Source organism: Massilia sp. LMS1-1-1.1, from assembly GCF_040815535.1.
Taxonomy (GTDB): domain Bacteria; phylum Pseudomonadota; class Gammaproteobacteria; order Burkholderiales; family Burkholderiaceae_D; genus Janthinobacterium; species Janthinobacterium aestuarii.
On record NZ_JBFPNG010000034.1, the window covers coordinates 427,359 to 443,522 of the forward strand.

At 63.4% G+C, this 16,164-nt stretch carries 13 protein-coding genes; 5 read left to right on the top strand and 8 right to left on the bottom strand.

Translation table 11 applies throughout. From position 1 onward, the window contains the following. Nucleotides 1-4: 4 nt before the first annotated feature. The 3 genes from fabI to MRBLMS1_RS20725 all read right to left on the bottom strand — a co-directional run bounded on the left by fabI (nt 5) and on the right by MRBLMS1_RS20725 (nt 2,840). A complete protein-coding gene (gene fabI / locus MRBLMS1_RS20715; protein WP_485881540.1) occupies nt 5-787 on the bottom strand; it encodes an enoyl-ACP reductase FabI in 783 nt (260 codons plus the stop codon). After that, complete coding sequence (locus MRBLMS1_RS20720; protein ID WP_128141876.1) at nt 784-969, bottom strand: hypothetical protein; 186 nt, start codon at nt 967-969, stop codon at nt 784-786. The genes fabI and MRBLMS1_RS20720 overlap by 4 nt, the downstream gene beginning before the upstream one ends. Nucleotides 970-1,397: 428 nt before the next feature. After that, nucleotides 1,398-2,840, bottom strand: a complete 1,443-nt coding sequence (locus tag MRBLMS1_RS20725; protein ID WP_485881543.1) for an IgA Peptidase M64 — start codon at nt 2,838-2,840, stop codon at nt 1,398-1,400. Between the two features lie 195 nt (nt 2,841-3,035). On the opposite strand from MRBLMS1_RS20725, the gene MRBLMS1_RS20730 reads away from it, so the two are divergent. Together MRBLMS1_RS20730 and MRBLMS1_RS20735 are read left to right on the top strand one after the other, a co-directional pair. Then, nucleotides 3,036-3,638, top strand: a complete 603-nt coding sequence (locus MRBLMS1_RS20730) for a TetR/AcrR family transcriptional regulator (RefSeq protein WP_485881545.1) — start codon at nt 3,036-3,038, stop codon at nt 3,636-3,638. Nucleotides 3,639-3,646: 8 nt separating this feature from the next. Then, a complete protein-coding gene (locus MRBLMS1_RS20735; RefSeq protein WP_485881547.1) occupies nt 3,647-4,831 on the top strand; it encodes a DUF418 domain-containing protein in 1,185 nt (394 codons plus the stop codon). An 8-nt stretch (nt 4,832-4,839) separates the two neighbouring features. On the opposite strand, the gene MRBLMS1_RS20740 is transcribed toward MRBLMS1_RS20735, so the two are convergent. From MRBLMS1_RS20740 to MRBLMS1_RS20750, 3 genes are all read right to left on the bottom strand, one after another. Further along, nucleotides 4,840-6,093 (bottom strand): cyanophycinase, encoded by a 1,254-nt coding sequence (locus MRBLMS1_RS20740; RefSeq protein WP_456147760.1) that lies wholly within the window; start codon nt 6,091-6,093, stop codon nt 4,840-4,842. A 162-nt stretch (nt 6,094-6,255) separates the two neighbouring features. Then, nucleotides 6,256-9,045 carry a TonB-dependent receptor gene (locus MRBLMS1_RS20745; RefSeq protein ID WP_485881550.1) on the bottom strand — a complete coding sequence of 930 codons (2,790 nt, stop codon included), beginning with the start codon at nt 9,043-9,045 and terminating at the stop codon, nt 6,256-6,258. Nucleotides 9,046-9,077: 32 nt separating this feature from the next. After that, nucleotides 9,078-10,079, bottom strand: a complete 1,002-nt coding sequence (locus tag MRBLMS1_RS20750; protein ID WP_485881552.1) for a MurR/RpiR family transcriptional regulator — start codon at nt 10,077-10,079, stop codon at nt 9,078-9,080. A 199-nt stretch (nt 10,080-10,278) separates the two neighbouring features. On the opposite strand from MRBLMS1_RS20750, the gene MRBLMS1_RS20755 reads away from it, so the two are divergent. Continuing rightward, nucleotides 10,279-11,415, top strand: coding sequence for a succinylglutamate desuccinylase/aspartoacylase family protein (locus MRBLMS1_RS20755; protein WP_485881554.1), 1,137 nt, complete (start codon nt 10,279-10,281; stop codon nt 11,413-11,415). A 9-nt stretch (nt 11,416-11,424) separates the two neighbouring features. Continuing rightward, a complete protein-coding gene (locus MRBLMS1_RS20760; protein ID WP_485881556.1) occupies nt 11,425-12,813 on the top strand; it encodes a YfcC family protein in 1,389 nt (462 codons plus the stop codon). Nucleotides 12,814-12,945: 132 nt separating this feature from the next. Here MRBLMS1_RS20760 and MRBLMS1_RS20765 read toward each other — a convergent pair whose 3' ends face one another. Then, entirely contained in the window at nt 12,946-13,896 is a 951-nt protein-coding gene (locus MRBLMS1_RS20765; RefSeq protein ID WP_034746423.1) for a GSU2403 family nucleotidyltransferase fold protein, read from the bottom strand. A 343-nt stretch (nt 13,897-14,239) separates the two neighbouring features. Continuing rightward, nucleotides 14,240-14,446: a hypothetical protein gene (locus MRBLMS1_RS20770; protein ID WP_485881558.1), complete on the bottom strand. Its 207-nt coding sequence runs from the start codon at nt 14,444-14,446 to the stop codon at nt 14,240-14,242. Between the two features lie 265 nt (nt 14,447-14,711). Between MRBLMS1_RS20770 and argH the strand changes: the two genes are divergently transcribed. Beyond that, entirely contained in the window at nt 14,712-16,109 is a 1,398-nt protein-coding gene (argH, locus tag MRBLMS1_RS20775; RefSeq protein WP_034746418.1) for an argininosuccinate lyase, read from the top strand. Nucleotides 16,110-16,164: the final 55 nt, after the last annotated feature.

The following is a 16,164-nucleotide window of genomic DNA, read 5'->3' on the forward strand; positions in this document are numbered from 1 at the left end:
CCAGTCAATTCAGAATGTTGTAGCCGCCATCGACGTACAGGGTGCCGCCCGTGATGGCGCGCGCGCCGTCGCCGGCGAGGAAGGCGCACAGCGCGCCCACGTCCTCGATGGTGGCCAGGCGGCGCATGGGCGAACGTTCGATGGCGTCGGCCATCAGGCGGTCGAAATGGGCGATGCCGGAAGCGGCCCGCGTTTCCAGTGGCCCCGGCGAAATGGCGTTGACTCTGATGCCTTGCGGGCCCAGTTCGGCGGCCAGGTAACGCACGGACGCTTCCAGCGCCGCCTTCACGGGCCCCATCAGGCCATAGTCGGCGATGACTTCCTCGGCGCCCAGGTAACTCATGGTCATCAAACTGCCGCCGTCCGGCATCAGCGGTTCGGCCAGTTTCGCCATGCGCATGAAGGAGTGGCAGGAGACATCCATCGCCTGCGCAAAGCCGTCGGCCGAGCTGTCCGTCACGCGGCCATGCAAATCGTGTTTCGGCGCATAGGCGATGGAATGGACGACGAAGTCGATGCGTCCCCATTGCCGTTCGATCTGCGCGAACAGCGCCTCCAATTGCCCCGGCACGGCCACGTCGAGCGGCGCCATGATGGACGCCTGCACTTGCTGCGCCAGCGGTTCCACGTGCGTTCTCGCCTTGTCATTGAGCCAGGTGACGGCCAGTTCCGCGCCGGCCGCACGCAGGGCGCTGGCGCAGCCCCAGGCGATGCTTTGCGCGTTGGCGATGCCCACCACCAGCCCCCGCTTGCCCTGCAAGGGCAGGTGCGGCAAGGGGGCCGTCATGCCGGGACTGGACGCAGGGCGGGCCACGGCGTGGCCGCATGCACGCTACGCACGGCGCCGGCGCGCATGGCGGCGGCGCACATGGCCAGGGTAACGCCGCCAGCACGCGCATACGGCAAGGCAATCGGAGTGTGGGGATGGAGGGTACTGCACGCGTCAGGCGCGGGGGTCTGCATCTTCATGAATCGGCTTCCGTCACTGAAATTCGAGGCCGGCACCAGTGCATTCTCGGGGAACTGGTGCAGGGCGAAAATTACTCTACAGCATTTAGATACGTGATTCGCGATGAGTCCGGTCCGCATGCTTATCGTTTTGAGCTAGGTCAACTATAAGTGCGATTGCGGCAATGCAACATTGATATACATCAAATTCTACATCAATATTATTTAAATGAACTAATTGACAAGCAAGCGAATCGCAGTGTCTGTTTGATAACTCCGTGGGGCTGGCGCACAGAAAAGCAGCCGTGCAAAAAGAAAGGGAGATTGCCTGGAAAACAAGCGGTGGGGCGACTTGGCGCGCGGCGCCAGGCGGGGAGCGGGAAAAATCGGGGCCATGCTATTGCGATGCAACATGGCCCCCATGCACTACTGGAATGACATGAGCGGCCTTATTTGCCTGGCGCCGGGGCCGGACGCGAATACAGGTCGATGATGGTGCTGATGCCATCCTGGCAAACGGAGCAGAACGTCTCGCTGCGGTCGAACATGATGCACTGCATCTCGGGCCGGTAGTAGCCGGACGACTCGTAGTGCGCTCCTTCGAAGGCGCCCACCGCATGGCGCTGCGGCGCTTTCGAGAACAGCTGCTGCGTGTACGCCAGGTCGGCCTTGAACAAGGTGCTCATTTCGCTTTCCGGGCGGTTGGCCGCGCGCAAAGCCGCGCGCTGCTTCTGGTATTCGCGCGCATGGCTGTCGTACGCCTCCTTCGGCCATGGCGTCGGCAGCGGCGTGCCCGCCTTCACATGGTTTTTCCATTTCAGCTTGGCCGGATCGCGCAGCGCCGTGGCGTTCGGTTCCCACGGTTCCTGGCGCTCGCCGTTCGATTGATAGGCCACGGGCGAAGTGTAGTACTCGTCGGCCAGGCCGGCGAAATGGTGGCCGAATTCATGCACGAACAGGTAATTGGCCCAGTCGCTGTTGGCCGCCGCCGTGCTGAATTGGCCGAAGATGCCGCCACCGCCGTAGGTATCGTTATTGACGAGGATTTCGATGAATTCATACGGCGCGTACTGCGCCAGGTCGCGCAATGCGCGGTTGTCCGTCGTCAGCACATAGCGCTCGCTGCCGAAGATGTCGTAGCGCGTGCCCAGCGGCGAGGCATGGTGCACGCCCGTCGAGGGACGCGACACGCCCGACTCCGGCGTCGGCGCGGCCATGGCCCACACATTGAAGTCACTGGCCCGCTCGCGGAACGGCGACACCGTGAAAAGATGCTCGGCCAGCTTGCGCGCCGTCGCTTCGAACTTGCCCATTTCAGCCGCCGTATAGCCATCGCCCATGATCAAGAGGTCGACCTTGCCGGACGATGGACCGCTGATGCGGATCGGGATCGGCTTGACGGGCGCCGGCGGCTGCTTGCGGCTCACCTCCTGCGCGGCCGGATCAACGTCCGTGCTCCACACAATGGAAAACAGGCCGCGCTCGTCGCGCTTGAGAATGCGCACGCGCACGGGCTGCTCGGGCTGCGGGAAGCGCACGGATTCCTGGAACGCGCGCGTGGTGGTTTTCGCTTCATCGGTGCTGGCCCACTCGCCGAAGATGGTGGAAAAACCGCGCGAATACAGCACCTTGCCCGACTTGATGTCGACCACTTCCAGCATATTGTTGCCGCGGTTGCTGTCATCGATGGGGCGCGCCAGGTTGCCCGGCCATGGCAGGGGCTCGACCAGCACGCGCTCGACCGCGTAATGCTCGCCCAGCGCATTGCCGCTGTGCTGGTAATCGAGGCGCATGGTGGCCGGCTGGGCGGCACTGGCTGCCTGCGCGGCAGGGGTAATGCCGGCGGCCAGCGCCAGCGCGCAAAGGAAGGATCGAATCGGGGTCTGCTGCATGTCATTCCTAAAACGGTAGAAAAACAGGTGAAGGGATCGGTTTTCCAAACAATCGGCGGGCCTGCCGGCAGGCGCGGGAAAAACCGCTGCGGCACATTGTAGCGACAGGAAGCAGGCGTGCAAAGCGGCCAGCTTGACCCGGCAAGGCAATCGGCCTATATTAGACTGACCAGTCGATTAATTAGAGGTAAATCCATGCGCACCATCGATCCCGACAAACACGCGGCACGCCGCGACGCCATTCTCGCCGCCGCGCGCCACTGCTTCGCGCGCAAGGGCTTTCACCAGACCAGCACCGCCGCCATCTGCGCGCAGGCGGGCATGAGTCCCGGCAACCTGTTCCATTACTTCCCCACCAAGCAAGCGATCATCGCCGCCATCGTCGACCAGGAAGGCAGCGAAACGGCCGCCTATTTCGCCGGCGTGCAAGGCAGCGCCGATGCCTACGGCGCCCTGCTCGATTTCATGGACCTGGTGCTGGCACTGGCGGCCGACGCGGACTTTGCGGGACTGGCGCTGGACATTGCCGCCGAAGCGATGCGCGATACGGACATCGCGGCCAGGGTGGCGCGCAACGACGCCAGCCTGCGCGGCGGCCTGCAAACCTTGCTGGAAGAAGCGGCAGCAGGAGGCCAGGTCGACGCCGCGCTGGACCCCGCGCAAACGGCCAGCTGGATCGCCGCGCTGATCGACGGCATCTTCAACCGGGTCGCCGTCGATCCCGATTACGCGCCGCTGGCGCAGCGTGCCAGCCTGCATCTGTTATTGGCGCGCTTCCTGCGCCCTGCCCTGGCATGAGCGCCGCCATGAAAAACCAGCCCGCGCGCATCGCCGACGTCGACGCCCTGCGCGGCTGCGCCCTGTTCGGCATTTTGGTCGTCAATATCGGCGCCTTCGCCACGCCCTGGTTCGGCCTGGGCCTGACCGATCCCGCCTTCCACGGCGGCGTGGACCGCGCCACGCATTTTCTCGTCGCCCTGCTGTTCGAAACCAAGTTCTACCTGCTATTTTCCTTTTTGTTCGGCTACAGCTTCACCCTGCAGATGCAGGCGGCCGCGCGCGCTGGCGCACCGTTCGTGCCGCGCATGCTGCGCCGGCAAGCGGGCCTGTGGCTGATCGGCGCCCTGCACGCCGTGTTCCTGTTTCATGGCGACATACTGACAACCTACGCCGTGCTGGGCATCGTGCTGCTGGCGCTGCACCGCTGCGGCGAACGCCAGGCATTGTCCCTGGCGTTGACGCTCGTCGCCGTCTGCGTGGCGTTCTGGGCGGGCATGGCCTGGCTGCAAAGCCTGCAGCCGGCGGGCGACGCCGCGCAGCTGGCCGTGGACATGGCGCAAAAGGCGGCAAGCGCGCTGGCCGCCTACCGCGCCACGCCGGCCGCCGTCATCCATCAGCATCTGCGCGAACTCAGTGACATCTGGCTCGTCCTGCTGCTGGTGCAGGCCCCGTGCGCGCTGGCCATGTTCCTGTGCGGCCTGGCCGCCGGCAAGCGCGAGATGCTGCTGCATGCGAGTGACTATCTGCCGCTGCGCCGCCGCCTGCTGCGGGCCGGCACGCTGGCGGGATTGCCCGGGGCCGCCTTCTATGCGTGGACTTCCGTGTATGGCGACAGCCAGACATGGCAGGTGGCGGGGCTGGCCGTGGGCCTGGCCACCGCACCGCTGCTGGCGGGCGCCTACCTGGCATTGGCGCTATCTCTGTTCGAGCGCCTGCGCGACGGCACGCTGTTTGCGCTGCTGGCCGACACGGGTCGCATGGCCTTGTCGAACTACCTGCTGCAGTCGGCCATCTGCGCCGTGCTGTTCCTCGCGTATGGCGCGCGGCTGATGGGCAGCGTCTCGCCGCTCGGCGCGCTGGCGCTGGCCGCCATCATCTTTTGCGCGCAGCTGCCATTGAGCCGCTGGTGGCTGCGCGGCCACGCTTACGGCCCCGTCGAGTGGCTGCTGCGGGCCCTGACGATCGCCGCGTGGCCGCGCTGGCGGAGGTAGCGCTCCGCTTACTTGTAGCGGTACAGCGGCTGGCGCAGCTGGATCGGGCGGATGTCGAGGCGCAGCTTCAGCACGGAATATGCTTCCGCCTCGGTCGAGCTGTAGCCGACGCTGTTGACGGTTTTACTGAAGCGGAACTCGAAGCCCAGGTCCGGGTACGGGTCGCGCGGGTTGCCGAAGGCGATGCCGATGGCTTCCTGCTGCGCGTTGTCGATCAAATTGCCCATCAGGTCGAGCACGGCGTTGTTGCCGAGGATATCGTTGGTGAAGACAGGTTCGCGCATGTCGGGCTGGTTCGGATCAAGCTTGTTGTCGGCCTTGTCCGGCGACGGCGTAAACACGCGCGTGACGAGATTGAATTTGTCGCCACGGTCCAGATAGCTGATGGCCGCATTGCTGATATTGAAATTTTTCACACCGCGGTCGCTGATGGCGCCCGACAGGTCGATCAGCAGGGCGCCGCTGTAGCCGATGACTTCCACGTCGCGCATGGCGTCGACCACCATGGCGCTGTTTTCATCGATGCCCAGCCCCAGGTGGTAGCCTTTTTTCAGCATCACGGGGATCATGCGGGCAAAGCGCCCGCGCACCAGCAGATGCTGGTCGACGAACACGTCGCTGCCGATGAAGCCCAGGCCCGGCGCGATCTCGCGGCCATCCGTGACGCCCATCTTGAGCATGTCGAGCACGGGTTTGGCGTCGTAGAACATGGTCGTGCTCATGATGGCCGCGCCGGCGCTGGAACCGGCGATCACGCCGCCGTTGCGGTAGACCGACCAGATAGCTTCCAGCGCGGCAGTGCGGCTGCCGTCCGGGCGCAGCAAGGCTTGCGTGATGCGCCCCTGGTCGCCGCCGGCAAAATAAATGCCGGTGGCCGACTTGATCTGCGTGACGATGGCAGGGTCTTCGGCCGCCTTGCGGTAATCGCGGTTGGCCAGCTTGACAGCCAGCGGCACGAAAAAGGCCTCGGCGCCATATTGATTGAGTTTCCTGATGATGTTTTCACCGGATTTTTCCGGGTTCATCGCGGCCGACGCCAGCACGGCGATGCGCGCGCCCGGCCCGCCCGACAGCTTGACGATGCGCTGCCAGACTTCGGCATTGTCGGCGCGCAGGCCGCCGCCAATGATGACGAGGGTGCCCTGCGGCGCGCTGCCGATGGCACTGCCTGCGGGCGCCGCCACGGCATGGACGCTGCACAATGCCAGCACGAACAGCAGCGCGGCGCGGAAGGTGTGATACAGGTTTGAAGATGATTTCATGGTGCCTTTCGAATACAATGAAAGTGGCGCACACTTGTCGATACAGGCGCGCGCCCTTGCTGCCAACACTGCTGCTTGCAACCCAACTCCACCGAACGACGATACTACCTGCCGCATATGACAGCGTTGTTGCGGCATCCCCGGGTTTCTATGTAAAACTGCTTACTTGAAGCTGTAATTGGCGCTCGCATAAAAGCGCCGGCCGCGCGGGTCCGTGTAGCTGGGGTCATAGCCGGACAGGAAAAAATAGGCCTGGTTCGAGTATGGCGGACTGGTATTGAACAGATTCTGTATGCCCGCGCGCAGCTTGAACTGCTGGCTGACCGCATATGCCGCCGACATGTCCCACAAGGTGTACGCCTTCACCCGGTTCGGCTTGACCACGCTGCCATCGTCCGTGTTGATGGCCGAGTTCTGGTCATCGTAGCCGCTCGAATACGTGTTCGACAGGCTGGCCGAATACGGGCCGCTGTCCCAATCGAGTGTGATCGTGTGGCGCCAGCGCTGCACCACGCCGTCCGTGACGAAGCGATTGAGATTGCTGACAAAGGTGTCGCCAGGGCTGGTCTGGATTTTTGAACCCAGCACATACGTGCCGCTCAGGTGGCCGCCAAAGCGTCCCCATGCCGTTTTCACGCCATGCAGGTCGGCCGTGATATCGATGCCCGAGGCTTTTTGCGCGCCGCGGTTTTCCTTGCGCAGTTCGATGTAGTCGATTTCATCGTCCTCGTTGCGGTGCACGAGGTCGCCGTACTTGGACAGGTTGCCCAGGATGATGTCGTCGCCAATTTCGCTGATCAGGTCCGTGCGCCTGATGTTCCAGTAGTCGAAGCTGAAGGTCCAGTGCTGGCTCGGTTCGAGCACCAGGCCGGCCGAGAACTGGCGGCTGCGCTCCGGTTTCAGCTTGTCGTTGCTGTAGCGGCGCGTATCCCAGTTCTGCGCGCAATCGGCATAATTGTTGTCCACGGTGGCGCACAACACGGGGTCGGGCAAGGTCGCCGTGCTGCTGTAGACGGTGGGACGATGCAAGTCCGACATCGACGGCGCGCGGAAGCCCTTGCCGGCGGAGGCCCGCAGCAGCACCTGCTTGCTGGGCATGTAGGTCAGGCCGACCTTGGGACTGAGGGCGCCGCCCACCTGCTCGTAATGGTCGTAGCGGCCAGACAGCTGCGCCTGCCATTGCCTGGTCAACGGCAGCAACAGTTCGCCGTAGACGGCTTGTACATTGCGGCTGTCGCTGGTGCCCTTGCCGCCTTCCGGCGCCGCATCGTTGTTGATGTTGTCGCTCATCAGCAGTGCCGATGGACGGAATTCGGTGCGTTCGCGCCGCACTTCGCCGCCCACGGCCAGCGCCATGTCGCCGCCGCCCATGGGCATCAAGGCGCGCGACACCTTGAAGTCGAGCGAGTCCATGACGCCGCGCGCATGGCGCACCTCGTCGTCGACCTGGATGCTGTCGAGCAGCGCCCGGCCTTTCGCGCTAGAGGGCCCGAAGGGATTGATGTCGCCGGCGGCGATCCCTGCCTGCAGCTTGTCGTACAGGACGTAGCCGTGGGTATCGCGGTCTTTCACCACATTGACGCTGTGATTGAAACCCACGTCGTAATCCCAGCCGGCGAGCGTGCCGGTGGCGCCCACGACGAAGCGCTGGCTCTCGCTGGTCAGCTCGCTGGTGCGCATGCCCGCCTCGTTCAGCCGCATGCGCAGTTCCAGTTCGCGCTCCACCTGCTTGCCATCGTCATCGAGCAGCGTGTCGAAGCCCGCATTGGCCAACTGCGGCACCTTGCTGTAATCGAGGTAGCCGATCACGCGCGCCGATGACCCCACGTAATGGCTGCGCGAGCGGCTCAGCGCCACTTCCGCGTACAGCTGGTGATCGTTATTCAGTTTCAGCACGCCGCGCGTGAGCAGGTTCTGCTTGTCCGTCTTCGGATACAGCTCCGTGTCGCCCATGTAGTCGTAGGTACAGGCATCGACGCCGCCCGTGCCCGCCGGCAGGTACAAATTGGCCGGCGGCGCGCAGTTCGGAATCCCAAAATTGATCTGGCGGTTGGTGATCGGCTGGCCATTGAGCAGGAAGCCATTGTCCTGCAGGTGCTCGCGCTGGGCGCTGGACAGGCGGATATTCGCCGGGCTGGTAAAGTTCGACAGCAAATGCCCGAGGCGCTGCGGAATCTGCAGGTTCGGGATGAACTTGCGCTGCGAGGAGCGCAGACCGTCCGTTTTTTGCAGGTCGACCACGGCGAAGATATTGTAGCCATCCGCAGCCAGGTCGCCCGTGCCGGCAGTGATGCTGGCCGTGCGCTTGCCCGCGCCGCCTTCATCGGTGCGGCTGCCATAGACGTTCAGCTCCACGCCCTGGTAATCCTTGCGCGTAATGAAATTGATGACGCCGCCGATGGCATCCGTGCCGTACAGGGCCGAAGCGCCGTCGAGCAGCACTTCCACGCGCTGCAGGGCGGCGGCGGGAATGTTATTCAGGTCCACGCCCGCATCGTCGCCGGGCGAGGCAAAGTTGGCCATGCGCCGGCCATTGAGCAGCACCAGGGTCGACGAGGTGCCCACGCCGCGCAGGTTGGCGCTGTTGAAGCCGCGCTGGTCGCCGCCCACGTTGATGCTGGCGCCGTCCGTCAAGCCCCCCACGTTGGCCGACACGCGCGCCATCAGCTCGGCCGCCGTCGTCACGCCCGCCTTTTCGATCTCGGCGCGCGTGATGATCTGCACGGGCAGCGCCGTTTCCGACTCCAGGCGCTTGATGGCCGAACCCGTGATCTCCACGCGCTGCATTTTTTTCGGCGCAGGTTCTGTCTCCTGCTCCTTCTCCTGCGCCTGCGCACCATTGCCCAGCATGCCCAGCGCCGCCGTCACGCTCAGGGCGCCCAGCGCCACGCGCACGCCTTGCGCCAGCACCCGCTCGCGTGGCAAGGCGTCGTCCCGTCTTTTCATGTGCATTGTCACTCTCCCCTGATGTTGATGCCTGATTCTTATAATGATTTTGGGACTGCCTTGCGCTGCTTTGAAGCTGCTTTGCGCGGCCCCGGCACGCCATGTTCGCCGCCATACAGATAGGCGGCGATGACTTCGCTCAAGCGGCCCGCTTTTTCTACGTTCTTTTTGTTCGATACCATCAGCGCCACGGCAAGCGCCTCGATCATGGCCAGCGCCGTGCTGGCGCTGCTGGGCAGGACGGGATGCGTGCTCTGCGCGTACAGCGCGTGGTCGGCCAGTTCGGCCAGCGGCGAGGCGGGCGAGTCGGTGAGCGCCACGATGCAGGCGCCGCGGTCGCGCGCGAAGCTGGCAAGGCCGATGCAGTCGAGCGTGTAGCGGGGAAACGCGATCACCACCAGCACGTCGTGCGCCGTCAGGTTGACCAGGTGGCCAGCCGCCACTTCCGAGCCACCGATGCCCGCCACTTCCACCACATGCGGACAAAACGGCTGCAGATGCTGCACCAGCATGCCCGCCAGGTTGGCCGACAGGCCAAAGCCCATCACATACACGACCCTGGCGCGCGTCAGGCGGCGCACCACGGCCTGCATGGCGGGCGGCGACAGGGCGTCGGACGTGGCGGCGATGTTCGCGGCCGCATATTCCAGGCTTTGCGTGATGGGCGAGGTGGCGCGCGCGCGCCGTTCTATCGTGCGGCGCAGTTTGTCGACCGGCTGCAACAGCGCCTGCAAGGTCTCCGCCATGGCGCCGCGCATGGCCGAATAATTCTTCTGGCCGATATCGCGCGCGAAGCGGCTGATGGTGGCCGTCGACACCTGGCAGCTGTCGGCCAGTTCCTCGATGCCCAGCGCCGTCACGCGCATCTGGTTGCGCAGCAGGTAATCGGCGATCTGCCGCTGCGAAGCCGAGCCGCTGGCCAGCACGTGCATCAGCGCCTGCCCCAGCGGCGATTGCGCGAACGCGGCGTCGGGCGACGCCAGCGTGGTGGCAAGTGGCGTGGCGGTGCTGCTGCGGGCAGGACTGGCGGATGCTCTCATATCACTGGCGGCCTGTATTCTTGGGTACTGCGGATCACTGGCGGAAGGCGAAATCGGGTCGCTGGAACTTACTGTACTCATATCAAAAAGAAAACTCAACAAATATTTGTAAAAGGATTTTCATTGATTTACTTCGTGAAAATATTGCTACATAATCGACCGGAATCCATCAACCATGCACCTTTCCGGGGCGCCCACCATGCAAGTACAACAGCATCCCATCTCCACCGCGCACGCCAGCATGTCCTGCCAATTGAGCAGCTTCCACTTCGGCACCGCGGCCGCCACTAGCCGCAGCGGCAAGAAGGTCTACATCCAGGCGGCCCTGCACGCGGACGAGGTGCCTGGCATGCTGGTGTCGCAGTTTTTGCGCCGCGAACTGCTGGCGCTGGAAGCGGCCGGCAAGATCCACGGCGAAATCATCCTGGTGCCGGCTGCCAACCCGATCGGCCTGGCGCAAGCCATCCATGGCGCGCCATTCGGCCGCTTCGACCTGACCACGGGCATCAATTTCAACCGCGCCTACCGCCACGTGGCCGATGAACTGAAAACCACGCTGGCTGGCCAGCTGGGGCAGGATGCGCAGGCCAACGTGGCGCTGATACGCGAGCATGCGCGCGCCGCCGTCGCCGCCTGGCGGCCAGGCACGGATGCGGAAACCTTGAAGAAAACCCTGCTGGGCATGGCCATCGACGCCGACATCGTGCTCGACCTGCACTGCGATAACGAGGCGGCCCTGCACATCTATACGGGCACGCCGCTGGCGGCGCAGATCGCGCCCCTGTCCGCGCTCCTGGGCGCGCGCGCCGTGCTGCTGGAACTGGCGGCCGGCGAAGAGCCGTTCGATGAAGCGTGCAGCCGCTTGTGGTGGGATCTCGATACGCACTTCGGCGGCCGCTATCCGATTCCCGCCGCCTGCCTGTCGACCACCGTCGAACTGCGCGGCGAAGTGGAAGTGAGCTACGCCCTGGCCGAACGCGACGCCGCCGCCCTGCTGCGTTTTCTCGCCATCGAGGGCGTGCTGGAGATCGATGGTGCAGGCGACAACCTGCCCGCGCCGCAATGCGAGCCGACGCCGCTGGCCGGCGTGGAGCCGATCCTCGCGCCGCATCACGGTGTGCTGGTCTACCTGCGCGAAATGGGCGAGGTGCTGGCCGCCGGCGATGCGGTGGCCGACCTGATCGACCCCGTCAGCGGCGAGACGACGACCTTGCGCTGCACGGTCGCCGGTGTCTTTTTTGCGCGCAGTGCCCACCGCCACGTCCTGCGCGGCATGAACGTCGGCAAGGTCGCAGGCGCCGTCGCCTACCGCGGCGGCAGCCTGCTGAGCCAATAAGTGACACCCATGAGAAAATTCAAGCTCCCCAATACCTTCGTCCTGCTGTGCGGCATCCTGGCCATGATCGCCATGGCCACGTGGCTGGTGCCGGGCGGGAAATTCGACACCCAGCTGGTGAACGGCAAGCAGTTGATCATCCCCGGCACGTTTCATTACGTCGACAACAAGCCCCAGGGCCTCGCCGCGCTGATGATGGCGCCCATCAAGGGCTTCGTCGACGCCAGTCTGATCATCGGCTTCGTGCTGATCGTCGGCGGCGCCTTCGCCGTGCTGCAAAAAACGGAAGCCTTCGATTCGCTGATCAAGGCCATCGCCAAGGCGCACACCAGTTCGCGCTTCGTGCGCGCCGCCATCATCCCCGTCTTTTTCACCATGTTCTCGCTGGGAGGCGCCACCTTCGGCATGAACGAGGAAGCGATCCCCTTCATCCTGATCTTCGTGCCGCTGGCCCTGGCCCTGGGCTATGACACCATCACGGGCGTGTCGATTCCCTTCATCGGCTCGCAGGTGGGCTTTTCCGCCGCCTTTTTGAACCCGTTCAACGTCGGCATCGCGCAAGGTATCGCGGGCGTGCCGATCTTTTCCGGCATCGGATATCGCCTGATCGTGTGGGCCATCGCCACGGCGGTCAGCATCGTGTTCTTGATGTGGTACGCGGCGCGCATCAAGCGCCATCCGGAAAAAAGCCCGACCTACCTGCTCGATATCGAGAAGCGCAGCGAGCACTCGATGGACCTGGACAGCTTTGCCGGCATGACGCGCACGCACCGCGCGGTGCTGTGGATTTTCATGGCGACCTTGCTGACGATGGTCGTCGGCGTCGTCAAGTACGACTGGTTCATCGATGAAATCGCCGCCCTGTTCCTGGTGATGGCCATCGTCGTCGGCCTGGTTGGCCGGCTCGACATGGACAGCCTGGTGGCGTCCTTCGTGCAGGGTGCGCGCGATATGGTCAGCGTGGCGCTGGTGATTGCGCTGGCGCGCGGCACCATGATCCTGGCGCGCGACGCGCAGATCATCGACACCATGCTGCATGCATTGACGCCGCTGGTAGCCTCGTCCAGCCCCGTCTTCGCCGCGCAAAAGATGTTTTTCATGCAGTCGGTGATCAACTTCTTCATCCATTCCGGCAGCGGCCAGGCGGCGCTGACCATGCCGATCATGGCGCCGCTGGCCGACCTGGTGGGCGTGACGCGCCAGACGGCCATCCTGGCTTTCCAGTTCGGCGAATTTACCACGCCGATGATCCCCACGTCCGGCATCACCGTCGGCGTGCTGGCGCTGGCGCGCGTACCGTGGATCACGTGGGCCAAGTGGATGATCCCGCTGCAGCTGATCTATCTGGTGCTGGCGCTGCTGCTATTGATACCACCGTGCCTGATACACTGGCAGTAAAACGGAGCACGCCATTGGCCAATGCCGATGGCAGGCTGAAAAATGCTGTGAATGGCCCACCGTCTCCACCGGATTGCGATGATCAGCGTCGATGCCAGACGCCCTGCCCTACTGCGCGCATACACTGCCAACTCAGTTCTGGCTCCACTGCGGTAGGTACTCTTGCACAACATCCTCGACTGAACTCGCCTGCAGTGCATCTCGGCGACGCTTGAGCGGATCGCGCTCGGGCAATGCACTCATCCATTGTTTGAAACGGACAAAGGCCATCGGCTCGAGCGTATTCATCCTGGCCATAGCACCGTTGGTGGCGACGATGACCGCAGAGAATTGCGCTGAATCGAGCAACTCCTGGGCACGCGGTGCTTGCGCCACCCAGAAATCGTCGTCCTCATCGCTTAAGCGAATGGGATGCGGATCATCACCGACCTGCACGCGGCGGATAATATCCACTTCGAATCCATCTTTATTGACGGCGGTATATTTCTGCGCGTCCCGGATCCGGAACGTCGGGTCCACTTTCTGAAGCACGCCCAGCATGGAAACGTCAACTTTGCTCAAGGCGGTAGCGAATGCGACGCGTTTTCGTACATCCCACAGCAGATCAATATCGCGTGTTGCTACCGCATCGTCTTCAAAGGTCATGCCTGCAGCCGATTCATAGGCATACAGCGCGTGCGTACCAACCACGCGAAAGTGCTCACCGAGCCTGGTAGCCGCCAGGCGGTTCAAAATATCCACAATAATCGGCGCGACGCGTCCAACGCGAAGTGCACGGTTCATGCGTTTATGCTTGAGCAATGAAGCCTTCAGACCATCTCGCCGCTCGGCAGCCATTTCCTTTCTCTGACGGAAACTGGCGTACATTGCTTCCGTTTCCGGCGAGCGCCGCCCCAGACTCTTCTCACTGCCGGAGGCACTGGTACGTACCAGATAGGCATCGTCAGGCGCTGAGGCAGGCCCCTTATGCCAATACATACCCCCTCGCACTTTGGCGGCCTCGGCAAGAGCATCTTCATAGGCCTCAAAAGTGGCGACCGCATCAATATATTGTCGCGTGGCGTCGGCAGGCCGTTCTCGCATGGCTAGGCTCCTCGGTACATTTATCTATTTTTTGATTCTATGCCGAAAAAATATAATAATCAATTACTTACAAAGTAATACGCGGATGTTGATATTCTTTAGAACCTGAAAGGACACTAGCACCAGAACACAAGCGATGGTTGATCGCACGCTGCACGGATGCCAACGGGATGCCCATGCCACCGAGCCGCGCTGATGGTACTAGGGGACAATGTTCGCTGTATTGACGTTGCTGTCACGTGGGCTGGCAAGAAGCGGGGTGACTGCCGATGATGCTGTATTGCTGAAGCTGATGGCGCTACTGGTATGGCTTACTGATACTGCAGACAATGCATGGCCGCGCTTACAGGGCGGCTTTTTCTTCCGCGCTCAAACGCTTGGCGCTGACGTACACGGTGTGCATGGTGGCTTGATCGGCGCTGGCGACAAGGGCGGCGGAAGCGGCTGGCGCGGCGCGGAACTTCGGCACGGCGGCGGTGGCCAGGCTGGTGGCGGCGACGACGGCGATGATGGCAACGAAGATGGCTTCCATGTTTTTAGCGATGTTCATGATGGTGTCCTTTGAGTGGCTGGTTGTGTGCTGCGATGATTGAACTGTAGGCCGATCCCCCCTGAACTGCCATCGGATTGCGACCAAACGCACGATTTGCGGGACAGAATACAAACAGCCCGGATGAAACGCGCAACGGGCCATCGCCGTGGCATTTGAGGCTTGCCGGCCCCATTCCTGGCCATTTCAGCGCCTTGCAAGCCCCTAAAAGCCCTACCGCCGGCCAACCTTGTTTATAATCGCCGTACACTAAAGGACTTCTTTCATGACTGATCAATTCTCCAAAAAGGGCGAAGCCTGGTCGGCCCGGTTTTCCGAACCGGTCTCGGACCTCGTCAAGCGCTACACAGCTTCTGTATTTTTTGACAAGCGCCTGGCGCTGTTCGACATCGAAGGTTCGCTGGCCCATGCGGAAATGCTGCATGCGCAAGCCATCATCAGCCCGGCCGACTACGCGGAAATCCAGCGCGGCATGGCGCAAATCTCGCAGGAAATCGCCAGCGGCCAGTTCGAATGGCTGCTGGACCTGGAAGACGTCCACCTGAATATTGAAAAACGCCTGACCGAACTGGTAGGCGATGCGGGCAAGCGATTGCACACGGGCCGTTCGCGCAACGACCAGGTGGCCACCGATATCCGCCTGTATGTGCGCTCCGCCATCGATGACATCACCGCCCTGCTGGCGACGTTCCGCAGCGCGCTGACGGACCTGGCCGAGCAGCATGCCGACACCATCATGCCGGGCTTTACCCACATGCAGGTGGCCCAGCCGATCACCTTCGGCCACCACATGCTGGCGTATGTCGAAATGTTCGGCCGCGACGCCGAGCGCATGGCCGACTGCCGCAAGCGCGTCAACCGCCTGCCGCTGGGCGCCGCCGCCCTGGCCGGCACCACCTTCCCCATCGACCGCTTGCGCGTGGCAAAAACGCTGGGCTTTGACGACGTGTGCCACAACTCGCTCGACGCCGTGTCGGACCGCGACTTCGCCATCGAATTTTGCGCCGCCTCCGCCGTGCTGATGATGCACGTGTCGCGCATGGCCGAAGAACTGGTGATCTGGATGAGCCCACGCATCGGCTTCATCGACATCGCCGACCGCTTCTGCACCGGCTCGTCGATCATGCCGCAAAAGAAAAACCCGGACGTGCCGGAACTGGCGCGTGGCAAGACGGGCCGCGTCTACGGTCACCTGACTGGCCTCTTGACCCTGATGAAAGGCCAGCCGCTGGCCTACAACAAGGACAACCAGGAAGACAAGGAACCGCTGTTCGACACCGTCGACACCGTCATTGACACCTTGCGCATCTTCGCCGATATGGCTGGCGGCATCACGGTGAAACCGGAAGCGATGCGCGCGGCCGCCCTGCAGGGCTACGCGACGGCGACCGACCTGGCCGACTACCTGGTCAAGAAAGGCTTGCCGTTCCGCGACGCCCATGAAGCAGTGGCCCTGGCCGTGCGCGCCTGCGTCGACGCCGGCTGCGACCTGGCCGACCTGTCGCTCGAGCAGCTGCGCGCGTTTTCCCCGTTGACGGACGAAGACGTGTTTGCCGTGCTGACCCTGGAAGGCTCCGTTGCCGCGCGTGACCACGTAGGCGGCACTGCGCCGCGCCAGGTACGCGCTGCGATCGCCCGCGTGCGTACGCAGCTGGAAAAATAAACGGCGCCTGCGCCTTCGGACGCCCCGCTGCATCGCTGCAGCGGGGCGTTTTTCA